The sequence below is a fragment of the Mycobacterium seoulense genome (assembly GCF_010731595.1).
Classification (GTDB): domain Bacteria; phylum Actinomycetota; class Actinomycetes; order Mycobacteriales; family Mycobacteriaceae; genus Mycobacterium; species Mycobacterium seoulense.
Genome location: NZ_AP022582.1, coordinates 3519782 through 3534255, shown reverse-complemented (window position 1 = coordinate 3534255; position 14474 = coordinate 3519782). Strand labels below are relative to the sequence as shown.

General features: G+C 64.9%; 17 protein-coding genes and 4 tRNA genes. 8 read left to right on the top strand and 13 right to left on the bottom strand.

Annotated elements, in window-relative coordinates; all coding sequences use genetic code 11:
* Positions 1 to 73 precede the first annotated feature (73 nt).
* The 3 genes from dusB to G6N37_RS16290 all read right to left on the bottom strand — a co-directional run bounded on the left by dusB (position 74) and on the right by G6N37_RS16290 (position 2993).
* Positions 74 to 1207, bottom strand: a complete 1134-nt coding sequence (dusB, locus tag G6N37_RS16300; protein WP_163681901.1) for a tRNA dihydrouridine synthase DusB — start codon at positions 1205 to 1207, stop codon at positions 74 to 76.
* A 6-nt stretch (positions 1208 to 1213) separates the two neighbouring features.
* A complete protein-coding gene (locus G6N37_RS16295) occupies positions 1214 to 2236 on the bottom strand; it encodes an acyl-ACP desaturase (RefSeq protein ID WP_163681899.1) in 1023 nt (340 codons plus the stop codon).
* Positions 2237 to 2387: 151 nt separating this feature from the next.
* Positions 2388 to 2993 carry a TetR/AcrR family transcriptional regulator gene (locus G6N37_RS16290; protein ID WP_163681896.1) on the bottom strand — a complete coding sequence of 202 codons (606 nt, stop codon included), beginning with the start codon at positions 2991 to 2993 and terminating at the stop codon, positions 2388 to 2390.
* A gap of 67 nt (positions 2994 to 3060) precedes the next feature.
* Between G6N37_RS16290 and G6N37_RS16285 the strand changes: the two genes are divergently transcribed.
* Positions 3061 to 4110, top strand: coding sequence for an oxygenase MpaB family protein (locus G6N37_RS16285; protein ID WP_163681895.1), 1050 nt, complete (start codon positions 3061 to 3063; stop codon positions 4108 to 4110).
* Between the two features lie 6 nt (positions 4111 to 4116).
* On the opposite strand, the gene G6N37_RS16280 is transcribed toward G6N37_RS16285, so the two are convergent.
* The 3 genes from G6N37_RS16280 to G6N37_RS16270 are packed head-to-tail and all read right to left on the bottom strand — an operon-like array spanning position 4117 to position 5302.
* Entirely contained in the window at positions 4117 to 4317 is a 201-nt protein-coding gene (locus tag G6N37_RS16280; protein ID WP_163681893.1) for a zinc transporter Slc39a7, read from the bottom strand.
* A 44-nt stretch (positions 4318 to 4361) separates the two neighbouring features.
* Positions 4362 to 4757, bottom strand: coding sequence for an ArsR/SmtB family transcription factor (locus G6N37_RS16275; protein ID WP_163681891.1), 396 nt, complete (start codon positions 4755 to 4757; stop codon positions 4362 to 4364).
* 44 nt (positions 4758 to 4801) lie between these two features.
* Positions 4802 to 5302, bottom strand: coding sequence for a nucleoside deaminase (locus G6N37_RS16270; protein ID WP_163681885.1), 501 nt, complete (start codon positions 5300 to 5302; stop codon positions 4802 to 4804).
* Between the two features lie 94 nt (positions 5303 to 5396).
* Here G6N37_RS16270 and G6N37_RS16265 point away from each other — a divergent pair, with 94 nt between their 5' ends.
* Entirely contained in the window at positions 5397 to 6296 is a 900-nt protein-coding gene (locus tag G6N37_RS16265) for a class I SAM-dependent methyltransferase (protein ID WP_163681883.1), read from the top strand.
* Between the two features lie 31 nt (positions 6297 to 6327).
* Here the strand turns inward: G6N37_RS16265 and G6N37_RS16260 are convergent.
* A tRNA-Lys gene (locus tag G6N37_RS16260) sits at positions 6328 to 6400 on the bottom strand.
* 122 nt (positions 6401 to 6522) lie between these two features.
* On the opposite strand from G6N37_RS16260, the gene G6N37_RS16255 reads away from it, so the two are divergent.
* The 3 genes from G6N37_RS16255 (at position 6523) to G6N37_RS16245 (ending at position 6804) form a co-directional block, all read left to right on the top strand.
* Positions 6523 to 6595, top strand: a tRNA-Glu gene (locus tag G6N37_RS16255).
* Positions 6596 to 6624: 29 nt separating this feature from the next.
* Positions 6625 to 6701 (top strand) — tRNA-Asp (locus G6N37_RS16250).
* Between the two features lie 26 nt (positions 6702 to 6727).
* Positions 6728 to 6804: transfer RNA gene (locus G6N37_RS16245), tRNA-Phe, on the top strand.
* Between the two features lie 38 nt (positions 6805 to 6842).
* Here the strand turns inward: G6N37_RS16245 and G6N37_RS16240 are convergent.
* The 6 genes from G6N37_RS16240 to G6N37_RS16215 form a co-directional block, all read right to left on the bottom strand.
* Positions 6843 to 7997 carry a site-specific integrase gene (locus tag G6N37_RS16240; RefSeq protein WP_163681881.1) on the bottom strand — a complete coding sequence of 385 codons (1155 nt, stop codon included), beginning with the start codon at positions 7995 to 7997 and terminating at the stop codon, positions 6843 to 6845.
* The gene (locus G6N37_RS16235) at positions 7997 to 8233 is read right to left on the bottom strand and encodes a helix-turn-helix transcriptional regulator (protein ID WP_163681879.1); all 237 of its coding nucleotides are present in this window, start codon (positions 8231 to 8233) and stop codon (positions 7997 to 7999) included. The genes G6N37_RS16240 and G6N37_RS16235 overlap by 1 nt, the downstream gene beginning before the upstream one ends.
* Before the next feature lie 4 nt (positions 8234 to 8237).
* The gene (locus G6N37_RS16230; RefSeq protein ID WP_163681877.1) at positions 8238 to 8558 is read right to left on the bottom strand and encodes a hypothetical protein; all 321 of its coding nucleotides are present in this window, start codon (positions 8556 to 8558) and stop codon (positions 8238 to 8240) included.
* Positions 8551 to 9873 carry an FtsK/SpoIIIE domain-containing protein gene (locus G6N37_RS16225; protein WP_163681875.1) on the bottom strand — a complete coding sequence of 441 codons (1323 nt, stop codon included), beginning with the start codon at positions 9871 to 9873 and terminating at the stop codon, positions 8551 to 8553. The genes G6N37_RS16230 and G6N37_RS16225 overlap by 8 nt, the downstream gene beginning before the upstream one ends.
* Positions 9870 to 10292: a plasmid replication, integration and excision activator gene (locus tag G6N37_RS16220; RefSeq protein WP_163681873.1), complete on the bottom strand. Its 423-nt coding sequence runs from the start codon at positions 10290 to 10292 to the stop codon at positions 9870 to 9872. The genes G6N37_RS16225 and G6N37_RS16220 overlap by 4 nt, the downstream gene beginning before the upstream one ends.
* Before the next feature lie 100 nt (positions 10293 to 10392).
* The gene (locus G6N37_RS16215; protein WP_163681871.1) at positions 10393 to 11172 is read right to left on the bottom strand and encodes a GntR family transcriptional regulator; all 780 of its coding nucleotides are present in this window, start codon (positions 11170 to 11172) and stop codon (positions 10393 to 10395) included.
* A gap of 94 nt (positions 11173 to 11266) precedes the next feature.
* On the opposite strand from G6N37_RS16215, the gene G6N37_RS16210 reads away from it, so the two are divergent.
* The 3 genes from G6N37_RS16210 to G6N37_RS16200 all read left to right on the top strand — a co-directional run bounded on the left by G6N37_RS16210 (position 11267) and on the right by G6N37_RS16200 (position 14474).
* On the top strand, positions 11267 to 11695 hold the full coding sequence (locus G6N37_RS16210) for an NUDIX hydrolase (RefSeq protein ID WP_163681868.1): 429 nt from the start codon (positions 11267 to 11269) through the stop codon (positions 11693 to 11695).
* A gap of 182 nt (positions 11696 to 11877) precedes the next feature.
* Entirely contained in the window at positions 11878 to 13518 is a 1641-nt protein-coding gene (locus tag G6N37_RS16205) for a hypothetical protein (RefSeq protein WP_232075051.1), read from the top strand.
* Positions 13515 to 14474, top strand: a complete 960-nt coding sequence (locus tag G6N37_RS16200; protein WP_163681866.1) for a hypothetical protein — start codon at positions 13515 to 13517, stop codon at positions 14472 to 14474. Before G6N37_RS16205 ends, G6N37_RS16200 begins: the two co-directional genes overlap by 4 nt.

The following is a 14474-nucleotide window of genomic DNA, read 5'->3' as shown; positions in this document are numbered from 1 at the left end:
CCCCACGAACGCGCAATGCAGCAAGGTCCACATCGTACTGAGTTATCGGTCCGGACGCGATTTCGAGCGGTCGTCAGCCGCCGGAGTGCATCACGTCGGCGCCCGCCGGGACGCTGCAGTCGTCGGGGTCGCTCAGCCAGCCTTCGGGCAATGCCACCCGGGCGGGTGAACCCTGCCGGCCCCGGGGGCCGCTGGCGGCGTCCGGGAACGGGACGGTGGCGTCCAATTGACTGAGCAGCGAATCGAGTTCGTCGAGCGTCCTGACCATCGCCAGCGCCCGGCGCAGCTCGGAGCCGGCCGGAAAGCCGTGCAGGTACCAGCCGATGTGCTTGCGGATGTCGCGCATGCCCTTGTCCTCGCCGAAGTGCATGGCCAGCAACTGGCCATGCCGGCGGACGATGTCGGCGACTTCGCCCAACGTGGGCGGGGCGGGGGCCGGGCTATCGGTGAACGCGGCCGAAAGCTCGGCGAAAAGCCAAGGTCGGCCCAGGCAGCCGCGGCCGATCACGACGCCGTCGCATCCTGTGGTGGCCATCATCGTCAAGGCGTCGCTGGCGTCGTAGATGTCGCCGTTGCCCAGCACGGGGATCGTCCGCACGTGCTGCTTGAGCAGGGCGATCTGCTCCCAGTCGGCGGTGCCGGAGTAGCGCTGCGCCGCCGTGCGGGCGTGCAGCGCGACGGCGGCGGCACCCTCGGTTTCGGCGATGTGGCCGGCGTCGAGGTGCGTCTGGTGCTCGTCATCGATACCGACGCGGAACTTGACGGTCACCGGGATCTTCGTGCCTTCGGTCGCGCGCACGGCCGCCGCCACGATCTGGCCGAACAACCGTCGCTTGTACGGCAGCGCCGCCCCGCCGCCGCGCTTGGTGACCTTGGGCACCGGGCAGCCGAAATTCATGTCGATGTGGTCGGCCAGCCCCTCGTCGGCGATCATCTTGGCGGCGGCGTAGGTCGTGGCCGGATCGACGGTGTAGAGCTGCAACGAGCGCGGCGACTCGTCCGGCGCGAAGGTGGTCATGTGCATGGTGACCGGGTGCCGCTCGACGAGAGCGCGCGCCGTCACCATCTCGCAGACATAGAGCCCGCTGACCGTGCCGACCTTCGACTGCTCCAGTTCCCGGCACAGGGTCCGGAATGCAACATTAGTAACGCCCGCCATCGGGGCCAGCACCACCGGGCTGGCGAGCGTGATGGGACCGATGCGCAAGGCTGACTACCGGCGGCTCATCACCAGTTTGCCCGCAGTCTGGTGCAGCTCGAACGCCGTGGTCTTCTTGCCTGTGCGGGCTTCCCGGTCGAGCTGGCGCTGCTTCGATATCTCGAACTTTTCGCAGGCCTGCTCGAGTTCCTTGATCAGCAGGGCGAGGTCGTCGCGCATCGCCGCCGCTTCACCGGTGAAGTCCTCGCGCTCGAAGATGCGCCACTTCTTCAATACCGGCATGACCACGTCGTCGAGGTGGATGCGGGGGTCGTAGACCCCTCCGACCGCGATGAACACGGCCTTGCGCCGGAACTCCGGGACCTGATAGCCCGGCATCTGGAAATTGCGCAGCACCTTGTGCAGGGACTTCATCGCCTGGTTGGGCGCCGCAGAGAACCCGGCGTCGCTGACATCGCGGTAGAAGATCATGTGCAGGTTTTCGTCGGCTGAGATCTTCGCCAGCAGCTGGTCGGCGATCGTCTCGTTGCACGCCTTGCCGGTATTGCGGTGCGAAATCCGGGTCGCCAGCTCTTGGAAGGTCACGTAAATGACGGAGTCGAACAGGCTCTCGGCGAACAGGTCGGCTCGGATCTGCTGATTCTGGCCCGGGCTGAAGCCCCGGTTCACCACCTCGATGCGCAGCTTCTCCAGCTCGACGGGGTCGACCGCGCGGGTCACCACCAGGTAGTCACGCAGCGCGATGCCGTGCCGGTTCTCCTCGGCGGTCCACCGGTTGACCCACTGGCCCCACGGGCCGTCCAGGCCGAAGTTCATCGCGATCTCGCGGTGATATGACGGCAGGTTGTCCTCCGTCATCAGGTTCTGCACCATCGCCACCTGGGCGAGGTCGGAGAGCTTGCTCTCCTCGGGGTGCCAGTCCTGCCCGCCCAGTGCGTAGAAGTTCTTGCCGTCCGACCACGGGATGTAGTCGTGCGGGTTCCAGTTCTTGTGCATGCTCTCGTGCCGGTTGAGGCATTTCTCGACCACCGGTTCGAGCTCGTGCAGCAGCTGTAGGTTTGTCAGCTCGGCTGACATAGGGCCTCCGGTTATCTGTGTCGATGGGTAGCAGTCAATATATCTGTGTACCTCAGTAGCATCAAGCTGCTCGGCCGCGCGCCGCATAACGGTTCGATGCCATTGGTCTTGAGATTTGCCGCTCCGGGGCGGGCGATAAACCGGGGCCGCACTACCCCAGTTCGGGGGCGGGCACGTACGGAGCCGCCGTGATGTAGAGCATGTTGACGCAGTAGTCGATGAATTGTTTGCGCGTCGCGCCGAGCTGTCCGTTGAGATATGCGGTGAACAGGCTCGACAGTCCGCCAACGAGGCTGGTGGCGATCATCTTCTGCAACACCGGATCGCCGATCCGGGACAGCTTGCGCTGCAGCAGTTCGATGAAGTTGGGCATCCACTCCGCGCCCGATCGGGTCAACATCGGCTCGACCGCCGGCGCGAGCAACAGCACGCGGCCGCGGACCGGGTCGTCGACCATCAGCTCGACAAACTTTTCGACGGCTTCCCGCGGGGTGTTCGCCGACGTGAGGGCATCCATCGCGCGTGTGCACACGTCGTCGTAGACCGCGCGCACAAACTCGTCACGGTCGGAGAAGCTTTCGTAGAAGTAGCGTTCGGTCAGCGCGGCCTTGCGGCACACCGCACGCACGGTCAGCGCGGGCCGACCGTCGCCGCCGAGCAATTGCACACCGGCGGCGATGAGGTTCTCGCGACGGAGGGTGAGGCGATCCCCCAAGGGGACGCCGGTCCAACGGCCCCGTCGTTGACCGGACTGCACATCGCTCCTAAGCTTGAAACTGACAACGCATGTAGTCAGTTTTGCAGATACCTACAGGAATCCAACAGTGACTCAACATACGTCCGTACCCCGCCCATCGACCAGCGACGTCGCGTGCGGCGCTTCGGCCACCACGGCTGAGACGGACCCCTCGGCCGGCGTCGCCGCTGGCTGCCCGGTGTCGCCCATGGGCTATGACGCACCACCGATCCCGCTGGGGCCCGATTCGCTGACGTGGCGGTACTTCGGTGATTGGCGCGGCATGCTGCAGGGCCCGTTCGCGGGATCCATGCAGAACATGCACCCGCAGTTGGGCGCCGCTGTGGAGCAACACTCGACCTTCTTCCGGGAACCCTTGCCGCGGGTGATGCGGTCGCTGTACCCGATCGGCGGGGTGGTCTTCGATGGCGACCGGGCTCCGACGACGGGTGCCGAGGTTCGCGACTACCACACCGACATCAAGGGTGTGGACGACCAGGGGCGTCGGTACCACGCGTTGAATCCCGACGTCTTTTATTGGGCACACTCCACTTTCTTCATGGGCACAATCCTGGTGGCCGAACGCTTCGGCGGCGGCCTGACCGAGGCCGACAAGCGCCAACTCTTCGACGAACACATTCAGTGGTACCGGATGTACGGCATGAGCATGCGCCCGGTGCCCAAGACCTGGGAGGAATTTCAGGATTACTGGGATCACATGTGCCGCAACGTATTAGAGGATAATTACGCGACGCGGGCCGTGCTTGATCTGACCATATATGACAAGCTGCCGATCGCTCCCTGGCTCCCGGATTGGCTGTGGGGCGGCCTGACCAAGCTATCGCGGCCGTTCTTCGTCTGGCTCACGGTCGGCTTATATCACCCGGCCGTTCGCGAACGGTTGGGCTTTCAGTGGACCGACCGCGACGAGTGGCTGCACCGGCGCTTCGGCAACCTCGTGCGGCTCGTCTTCGCGTTTGTGCCCCCCAGGTACCGCAAGCACCCGCGGGCCCGGGCCGGCCTCGACCGCGCATCCGGGCGCATCCCGGCCGACGCGCCGCTGCCGCAGACACCGGCACGCAATCTGCCGCCGCTCGACCGGCGCGGCGACCCGAGCCACTACTGCCCCCAGGTTTAGTGCCCTCTAGTGCGCGTGACCGTGCACGTCCTCCACGCCCGCCTGATGCACGTGCCGATGGCTGTGCTCGGTGCCGTCGGCGTGGGTGTGGGTGTGTTCGTGCTCGACGTGCTGGTGCTCGTGCGCGGTGTGCGCGTGCGCGTGGGTGACGCCGCCATGCTCGTGTTCGTGCGCGTGGGGCGCGTCGTGGGGGTGCTGCTCGGTCATCGGTGCCGTCTCCTGACGTCGAATGCGCTGTGTTGCGTCCCTTTTCACTTGGTGCCGGTTCGGCCGGGCCTCGACCCGCCGACGGCCTGCAGTCCGCCATCCCTGCGGTGGTGACCGGGCACGCCCGGGCCGGCGTGCTCGGCGTTGAAGACCGCATCCATGACGAGCTGACGCACGTGGTCGTTCTCCAGGCTGTAGAAGATCGTGGTCCCCTCCCGGCGGGTGCGGACCAGGCGTGCCATCCGCAGTTTCGCCAGGTGCTGGGAGACCGACGGTGCCGGCTTGCCCACGTGCTCGGCGAGTTCGTTGACCGACATCTCGCGGTCGGTGAGTGACCACAGCACCTGCACCCGGGTGGCGTCGGCCAGCATCCGGAAGACCTCGACGACCAGTCTCACCTGGTCGTCCGGCAACCGGCCTGCGCCGCTATCTGCGTGCATACGCAAATAATAATGAGACGGGACACCCCTGCCAACGGGTGTGTTCAGGCCGACGGGACGGTCGTGGACCGGGGCCGGCCGCCGTTGCGCTCGTTCCAGAACCGGTAGACGTCCACCGCACCCTCGTGGGGTTGGTAGCGCATGGGCAGGCGTCGCTGGTCCCAGCTCTTGGCGAATTCGTCGTAGAAGGTGGACACCTCGAAGTACTTGCGGTCGTCGAGGTAGTACTGCTCGTAGGCCTCGCGGGTGATCAGGAAGATCACCTCCTTGGGGGAGCAGTAGTACAGCGAGCCCAGGCACATCGGGCACGGGTGTGCCATCACGTAGATCGTGGCATCGACGAGGTGCTCGGTGCCCAGCTTCATGCAGGCCTCGCGGATGGCCAGGATCTCCGCGTGCGCGGTCGGGTCGTTGGTCTGGGCCACTTTGTTGGCGCTTTCGGCGAGGACTTGGCCGTTGTTGACGATCACCGTCGCGAACGGGCGCCCGCCCTCCGCGACGTTTCGGCGGGCCAGCTCGATCGTCCGCTGGGCGAACTCGGTCATAGGTCGGAGAGTAATCCCGCCGGCGCCGGGAATCGGCCCTGTGATACTGACTAGATTGTCTATTTAAGTTTGTGAATCGGGATGAGGGAGCACGATGGCGCGCACCGATCGAGATCGTTGGGATCTGGCGACGAGCGTGGGGGCGACGGCGACGATGGTCGCGGCCCAGCGGGCCCTGTCCTCCGACGCGAAGTTGATCGACGACCCCTACGCGGCCCCGCTGGTGCGAGCCGTCGGGATCGACGTCTACGTCCGGCTGGTGAACGGCGAGATCCCGGCCGGCGGGACTTCCGAGTTCGACCCGCAGCGAATGGCACGGGGGATGGCCTGTCGCACAAGGTTTTACGACGACTTCTTCTTGGAAGCAACCCGCAGTGGGATCCGTCAGGCGGTGATCCTCGCCTCGGGGCTCGACGCGCGCGCCTACCGCCTGCCATGGCCGGCCGACACCGTCGTCTACGAGGTCGACATGCCGGAGGTGATCGAGTTCAAGACCCTGACCCTCAACGAACTGGGCGCCGAGCCGACCGTCGAGCGGCGCGCCGTCGCCGTCGATCTGCGCGACGACTGGGCCACGGCGCTGCGCGACGCCGGTTTCGATCCGCAGGCGCCGTCGGCGTGGAGCGCCGAGGGACTGTTGGTGTACCTGCCCGAGGCGGCGCAGGACGCGCTGTTCGACAACATCACCGCGCTGAGCGCCCCGGGCAGCCGCTTGGCCTTCGACTTCGTCCCCGACACCGCCGTTTTCGCCGATCCGCGCTGGCGGGCGCATCACGACCGGATGCGCGAGTTCGGGTTCGAGGTCGACTTCAACGACCTCGTCTATCACGGCGAGCGCAGCCATATCGTCGACCACCTCGGCCAGCGGGGCTGGCGCACCTCGTCGCAGACGGTCGCCCAACTGCACGCCGCCAACGGGTTCGTCTACGCCGACGACGAGGTCGCCCAAGCCTTCGCCGACGTCACCTACAGCAGCGCGGTGCTCGGCCGATGAGCGCCAGCCGCCGAGGCCAAAAACGCTTCGGTGCCCCCACTAGGACTCGAACCTAGGACCTGCGGATTAAAAGTCCGTAGCTCTACCAACTGAGCTATAGGGGCCGAAGACACAGGATACTTGGACCCAAAACGCGGCTCGTTTGAGGATTGGGCCCGCGGTGACCTAAGCTGACGTGGCTCCTAACGAAACCACGTTGCGAGTACCCCGGAGTGATTCGGTTCTGGCCCCCATCGTCTAGTGGCCTAGGACGCCGCCCTTTCACGGCGGTAGCACGGGTTCGAATCCCGTTGGGGGTACGCGACGCGGTAACGCGAAGCAGCAGCAAGGCCCTGTGGCGCAGTTGGTTAGCGCGCCGCCCTGTCACGGCGGAGGTCGCGGGTTCGAGTCCCGTCAGGGTCGCCAACTCGGCGAGGCAGTTCATGCCTTCCGGCCAGGTAGCTCAGTCGGTACGAGCGTCCGCCTGAAAAGCGGAAGGTCGCCGGTTCGATCCCGGCCCTGGCCACCATTCTTTACCTGCATCGACACGGGTCTTGCACTCGATTGTCAGTTTTCTTTGTCCGGTTCTTGTCCGGTCTTCGGTGCATGAATCTCGGTCGCATGAAGCTGATCGAGGTTCGTTGCGACCTGGTCCAGCTCGTCCGAGTAGAGGTCGCTGTAGATGTTCGCGGTCACGGTCGGCGTTGAGTGGCCCATGGTCTTCTGCACGTAGCGGAGGTCAGCGCCGGATTTCCTAGCCAGGCTGGCGTAGGTATGGCGTAGGTCATGGATGGTCAGCGGGGCCAGTTCGGTCGTTTTGACGGCTTTGTTCCAGTGCGTGTGTCGGCGCCAGTTGTTGGAGCGCAGCATCGCGCCATTGGGTGACGTTATGGCGGGCTCGTCGGCGTCCCGGCCGGTGATGCGGCCCTTGAGGATGTCGACGACGACTTGGGGGAGCGGGATGGTTCGGATGCCGGCCCGGGTTTTCGGAGGCCCGATGACGATGTGGCCCTCGACTTCTGGCGCCGCCCGTCTGACGTAGAGGCGACGGGCTACGAGGTCCACGTCTTTGACGCGGAGGCCGACGAGTTCGGACCAGCGCAGGCCGGTGTAGGCGAGGATCGTCACGACGTCGCCTTGGTCGCCGCACGCTGTGGCGAGCGTCTGGACTTCCTGAGCAGTCAGGTATCGGTGCCGTTCTCGCTCGGGAATGCGACCCGCTGAGACGCCGAGGGCGGGGTTGCGGTGGATTCGGCCGTCTTGGTGCGCGACGTCGAGAATCGACCGCAGCAGGCGCAGCGTGGACACCTTCGCCCACGGGCCGACCGTCAGGCCGTCAACGAAGGCTTGGACGTCGCCGCGGCTGATCTCGTCGACCGGCACGTGCCCGAACCGCGGTTTGATGCGCAGATCCCAGTGCTGGGTGTAGCCACTCCAGGTCTTCGGCGACACCGCCGGCTTCTTGGATTCGGAGAATTGCGTCCAAACCCGCTGCAGCGGTGTACGGCCCAGGCGCGGGTCGAACCGGCGGGCGCCGAGTGCGGCCTCGTTGTCACGTTCGGACTTGAACGCCTTCGCCTCACGCAGGGTCGGGAACGTGGCTGACGTTTCCACCCAGCCTGACGGCGCATCGGGGTCACGGATCAGATAGCGGACTTGGTAGCGAGGCTCCCCGGCGGCGTTGAGGCGCTTGCGGATGCCGCGAGGGGTGTTGCCGGCCATTACCGACGCACCTGCTTGAGCCAGGACCTTACTTCCGCGCAGTCCCATCGGCGCACCCGCTCCGACAAGGTGTAGCACGGCGGGCCGATCTGCTCGCCGGTGGTTTCGCGGAGCGCGGCCCAACGGTTGAGCGTCGCGGCCGAGACGCCGAGCAAGGCTGAGACCTGCTCTGCGGTTAGCAGCTCAGGGAAGTTGCTTGCGGCGACGAGGGCTTCCCGGAGTCCGTGAGTGACCATCGCTTCACCTCGTTGCACGGATCGAGTCGAACCAGGCGCGGGTGCGCTGTAATCCGGCATCGACGTCGGATTGACCGCCGGTGATACCCCACAGGTCATATGCCCACCGCTCTAATGCGGAATCCGTTGTCTCGCTGCATCGCTGGAGTTCGGCATGGTCACCCAAGATCAGAGCGGTGCCGATGACTTCGCCGCACGACCAGATGTGCCGGTATTGGTCCCATCCGTCTCTGCGGACGAGGTCGGCACGGTGGATCAAAGCTTCTGCATGCCGGGCCATTTGATCTTGGCCGGGTAGTTCGAAGATAGCCCAGTCGTCACTCATCGCGCTTCCCTCCGGGTGTGCGTGCTCGGCCGTATCGCTTTGCAGTGGCGCGGATTTGGTCATCGCTCCAAAAGTCGGATCGCACCTTGGTCACCTGTCCGTCTTCGGCGATGATGTAGCCGGTACCGGGTTGGTTGGGGCTGATTCGATGCGCGGGCGCTTTGTCGACCATGCCGTCGCCGAGCACCATCGCGACTTCGTCGCGTGAACGCAGCCGCAGCGCGATGGTCTGGGTGAACAATTCCCGCATGGGGATGATTTCCTTACGGGGATCTTGTACGAACGCGACCACCACAATCCCCAGGCCCCGGCCTTTGGACAAGATCCGCGACAACGATGCTGTGGCCGCTTTGCACATGGCCGGATCGGACAAGTAGTTGGTCAGACCGGCGAGTTCGTCGATCAGGAGCACCACCAACGGCGTATCATGAGTCGCGCTGTGCTGGCGTGAGTGTCCGGCCATACGTTGCCCGCGCTGGTCCATCAACTTCTCCAGCGCGGCAAGGGTTTCCACAGCATCGGTTTCCGTGGTGGCGATCTTCGTGAACAGATCAGAGCCGACCGACAATTCGATGCCGTATTTCAGGTCGATTCCCACCAGGCGAACCACACCGGCGGCGACAGCAGGACCGAGGCCACAGGCGATGCCCCAGAAGATCGAGCCTTTGCCTGAGCCTGAGCAGCCCACAGTGAGGGTGTGCCGGCCGCTCAATTGCAGACTCCAGGCTGAGCCATTCTCGCATCGCCCTAGTGCGACTCGTGTCGTTGTCACTGCTGTCGGCGGTGCCGCGTGACCTACCGTCGACAGCTGTTCTCGCATGACCAGCTCGATCCGAAGCGTCCCGGGAGAGACGACGACCGACCGCGCGGAGTGTGCGCCCGCAGCGTCGCGGATCGCTGGGACGGCACGCTCCAAGTCTTCGACGGTCTGGCCCATCCTGGCGCGCACCGTCAGACGAAGGCTGGTGTGCGACACGATTGTTCCCAACAGCTTTGGATGAAACCAACGCGTCGACGAGACCTGTCGTCCTTCTTTGTCGCGGCGCATGACCTGCTCGGAGGTGGACAAGCCGCAGCGCTTGCACAGCTTTTGCCACGAGAGGTGTGCCCAGAGGCGCCAGCGCATGAGCCGGGCAGGTGTCGCGAACCGTTCCTCGTAGGTTTCCGGCGAGTGCAGGCGCCAGTAAACGAGACCGACGGCAATGACGCCCACGATGACCGCCGCGTACAAGACGAAGCTGGTGAGGAAGTGCAGCACGTGGTCGAACCGCAGCGGGGTGTCGGGATCGACCGGCGCGAACGGATCAGGATTCATGCCGACACCCGACCCGAGTTCGACCCAGCGGAAGGCTTGCCTGGCGCTGTCATACCCGAGGCGCGGAACGACCACGCGATCCGAGAGAAATCGCCGGACCGCTCGATATACGGCAAAGCCATCAAGCCTTCGAAGACCACTGGGGTGAAAGGTGTTCCGCTGGAATTGGTGGGCGCAGACGGCTGCGTTGGTGCGGCGAATTTGACCGTCACCGTTCGGCTGCGCTTCGGTGCGGCCGGATCACCGTCAAGCACTTCGACCTGCCACATCGGCAAACCAGTGTTACGGTCCCTCGCCTGCACGCGGTTCTCGCCTGAGGACTTGTCGAAGTCGATCATCGGCGTCACCTCGGATACGAGGAACGCGCCGAGGGAGAAGACTTGGTCGTGGCCGATCTGGAGCCATTTGGGAATGGACATCGCTAAACCTTTCGAGTGTGTTCGACTAGATGACTATTTAACCTAGTCGTCTAGAGGAGTAAGTCAAGCGTTGCGCCGCATTTGGTCGTTTCGCGAGGTTTCAGCGCGCTGAGAAGTCGTATTCCAGCAGGTAGGCCGACGCCGCCTTCACCGTGTCGCACACCTCGACCGCCACGTCATTAGTGTCGTAGGCCGTCCGAACCACCGTCAGGACGGGCGCCCCTGCCGGAAGTTGCAAGGCGCGGCGTTCTTCGGGGGTGGGCATCCGTGCGCCGACTTCCTCGGTGAATCGAGCGAGTGTGTGGCCGGCTTCTTCGAGCCGCGCGTAAATGCCGCCAGGGCCGGTGTCGGTCTGTTCGATCTTGGTGCCCTCGGCGAAGGCGGCGGGAATGTATGAGATCGCGGTTTCGACGGGGCGTCCGTCGGCGAGGTATCGCCGTGATCGGATGACAACATCGTTGTCTGGGGTCAACCGAAGACGTTCGGCGACAGTCGGATTCGGCTTCCCGCGTGTCACAGTGATGTTGTCGACCTGTGGCATGTAGCCCGACTTTTCGACCTCGACGGTGAATGCGGCCTTACCGCCTGCGCGATGTTGACGTGCGAAGCGATCGGATGCAAGCCGCCGAATTGGGGGAGCGGGCCGCACGAAGACGCCCCGACCGTGCTCGGAGATCACCAATCCCTCGGAACGCAGTTCCTGCACTGCCTGGCGGACTGTCATCCGGGCGACTCCGAAATGCTCAATCAACGCGGCCTCGGAGGGCAAGCGTGCACCTGCCTCTAGCTGGCCAGAGATGATGGCTTGGCGCAGCATGGTGGCGATCTGCCGATACGGCGGCTTATCGTCCGCTCGGTCGATCTGGCCAAGTTGCAGCAACTGAGCGCCTTCCCCTACATGTCTAGCCGACTAGTCTAGGTAACCAACGCGCCCATGTCACTATCGGAGTCCGGGCCGGAGGATGGAGTCTCGCATGCCAACCACACCGAAGCACTCGGTCAGCGTCGCTGGCATCGTTGTCCGTGACGACGGCCGTGTCCTAGTCATCAAACGGGACGACAACGGCCACTGGGAGGCGCCCGGCGGCGTCCTGGAGCTCGACGAATCGTTTGAGGCGGGTGTCCAGCGCGAGGTGCTGGAAGAGACGGGTTTGGAGGTCGCTGTCGAACGCCTCACTGGGGTCTATAAGAATTTGAGCCACGGAATCGTGGCGCTGGTATATCGCTGTCGGCCAGCTAAGGGTGAGCCGCGCGCGACCGAAGAAGCTCGTGAAATCCGTTGGATGACAAAGGAAGAAGCGCAATCAGCTATGGTGCCGGCATTTGGAGTGCGTGTGTTGGATGCCTTCGAGGAAGCGCCTCAGTCGCGGGCGCATGATGGGGTCGATCTCATTATCCGGTGAACTCTGTCTGTTTGCGTGTGAGTTCAGATTCCACGGCACCGGGACACGTACCACGCACCTCACGCCACATTCGCCGATTCTCTATAACGCCGATTCCCCGTAACGGAGAAGGGATTCAGTGTGACGACGCGCCGAGCGGTTCCCCGGGGCTGTTGTCACCCCGCCATGCGACTCTGGCGACTGTGACGATTGCGCTCCCGGAGAGCCAGCCCAACCACCGCTTCATGCGGTACGTGCGCCCTCCTATTAAGAACGACGACAAGCACCTACCTCTTTACCCGCTGAGGCCTGCCACTCGGCCGCTGCGTCTCGGGATCGACGTCACCGCCGTCCCCGAACCACCCGCCGGAACCTTCTCCACGTTCCTCGGCCGGGACGAGCTCGACATCCAGCTGCTGGTGCCCAAGTGCACCGAAGTTCCCGAAGCGTGGGCGCGGGTCCTCAACGATCCGATCGTCCGGCAGATCGGCTTCACCGCTGTCGAGGAGGCCTCGCGCCATCTCGACACGGTGCAGTTCCGAGTGACGACAGAGACCGAAGGGGAGTGGGGATGGAGCACAGCGCACTTCTTCCCCGTGTACCAACAGCTCGACGAGCAGCTCGCCACCCCCGACGCGGAGCCCCTCACCCTTGAGCAGCGGAACCGGGCAGCGGCATACGCGGCGGCCGCGGCCGCGGTCGATATCGACGCGATCGTCACCACGGCTCCCACCGTCGGCCGCTGCGATGTCGCGGACAACGACATCGTCTTGAGCGTCACCCCGGACGACGCGGTGGCGCTGATCGGGCATCACCTGCGCATGACCAACAAGCCGGTGGTGCAGGTGCGCCGGGGTGGCCTCGTCGGTGGTGGGTCGTGGGAGCAGACGGAATCGACGGCGACGATCAAGAACTTCTACGACTGGGGCGTCGGAGCTCGGATGCCGTACTTCGATTGCCTGCACCTGATCATCGCGCCGCGGACGGGTGACATCCACCTCGCAGCGGCGGTCAACTCCATCCGCGTCCGCCTCTCGCGCGCCACCCGAGCCCTCGATCAACTACTCGCGGTCCTGTCGAATCCGATCGGCGGCAAGCGCGGCGCCGATGTCGTGGAAGCCGCGGCGGAGGCTTTCGACCGGCAGCTGCTCTACCTCGCCGCGGCGTTCGACATCTACGGCCGCCGCTTCCTGCTGCTGATCGACCCCACCCGGAACCCGAAGAACTTTCGGTTCTCGCTGGACACCGGCGGCTACGTCACCGAACATCTGGCGCGGGAGTACCCGGCTGACGCTCTCGCTGAGGTCGAACGGCTGCACGCCTACGCCGGGGTGTGCAAGGTGCTCCGCAACCACATCCACGACGGAATCTTGCCGGTTGATCTGCATCCAGGACGCGGCTACGGCAGTGCGAGGAACATCGCCCTGGACCTCGACGCGATGCCAGACCTGCTTCCCGGCGCCAACCCGAAGCTGACGCAGGACCACTACGACAGTCTCGGTGTCTGGCGCGCCGACCCCACCGCGGTGTTCGGCGCCAAGTCGACTGTCGCCGATCTGGCGACGGCCGCGGTCACGTTGATGAGCGCCGGTACGGGGCTGATCGAGGCGTTCACGGAGTTGATCCTGCGGAACAAGCTGCTGGCGGCGGCCGCTCCACATGCGATCCTCGGCTGCGTGCAGACACCGCCCGGTGCGACTGAACCCGAGCCCACGAGCGGGAACTGTTCTACCGGTCGCTGTTCGCGTGGCCAGACGTGTGACCGCTGCAGTCGCCGAATGCTCCACGGGTTTGAGTCGGTCGGCCGGGGCTGTCGGGGCAGCTCGTACCGTGTATTCGCATGAGCATCCCGAACCTAGGCCTGAACGCTGAGCAAGCCGAGGCCTTGTTCAACCTCGCCAACAACGGGGTCTTGACGCGCATCGATCAACGAGGTGAGCGTGCCGGTGAACTTTTCCAGTGGGGGCTGCACCCGCGTACCGCGGAACCGGGGAGCGAACTCGCCCTCGACGACGAGGCCTTCGTCGCGGCGTATCCATTGACGTTGGCCGGACCGCATGCCGTCACCGAGCACGCGTTGTTCCCCGCGATGAGCGCCGCGGAGAGTCTGCACACTGTCGGGATTCTGGTGGCCCGACGCAAGTCGCACCGCCAGCCGCACGTCACTGAGATCTTCCAACTCTGCAGGGTGGCGATGGAGTGCGCGGCGCTGACCATCTGGCTGCTGGGCGACCCTGATCGCGAAGTCCGCAGGGACCGGTGCATGGCCGAGGAGATGGAGCAGCTGGAGCAGCGGCGCCGGTTCCTGGTGATCGGTGAACAGGACGAGACCGCCCGCGCGTCCCGCTACCCGAAGCAGATGCTCGTGGAGAACGCGGAGCACCGCCGCAAGTACAACGCGATGCTGGACGCGGCGAAGGCCGCCTACACCTTCGATAAGACTCCGCCGTTCACGAAGATGATCCGGGAGTCGGCGCAGTGGGTCGACTCCCACGTACCGGCACACGACGATGGCGAGATCGCCAACAGCGGTGTGGAGAACATTGCCCGGCAGTTCTACTCCTACGGCTCCAGCTTCATCCACGGCTACAAGTGGATGACGGATTACGGCCGCAGTGGCACGGTGTTCCCTTTGACCGCGGACGCCCTCGCTGTGACGCTCAATATGGCTGAGTGCGCGGTGTGCCTGTTCGAGGCCGCGTCCCGTGCGCCAGGCGCCGCACGACCGGAAGGTTCGCATCTCCCCGAGCGTTTCGAACCCACCGTCATAGCGTGGTCGGCGGAATTGTTCGGGGAGTAG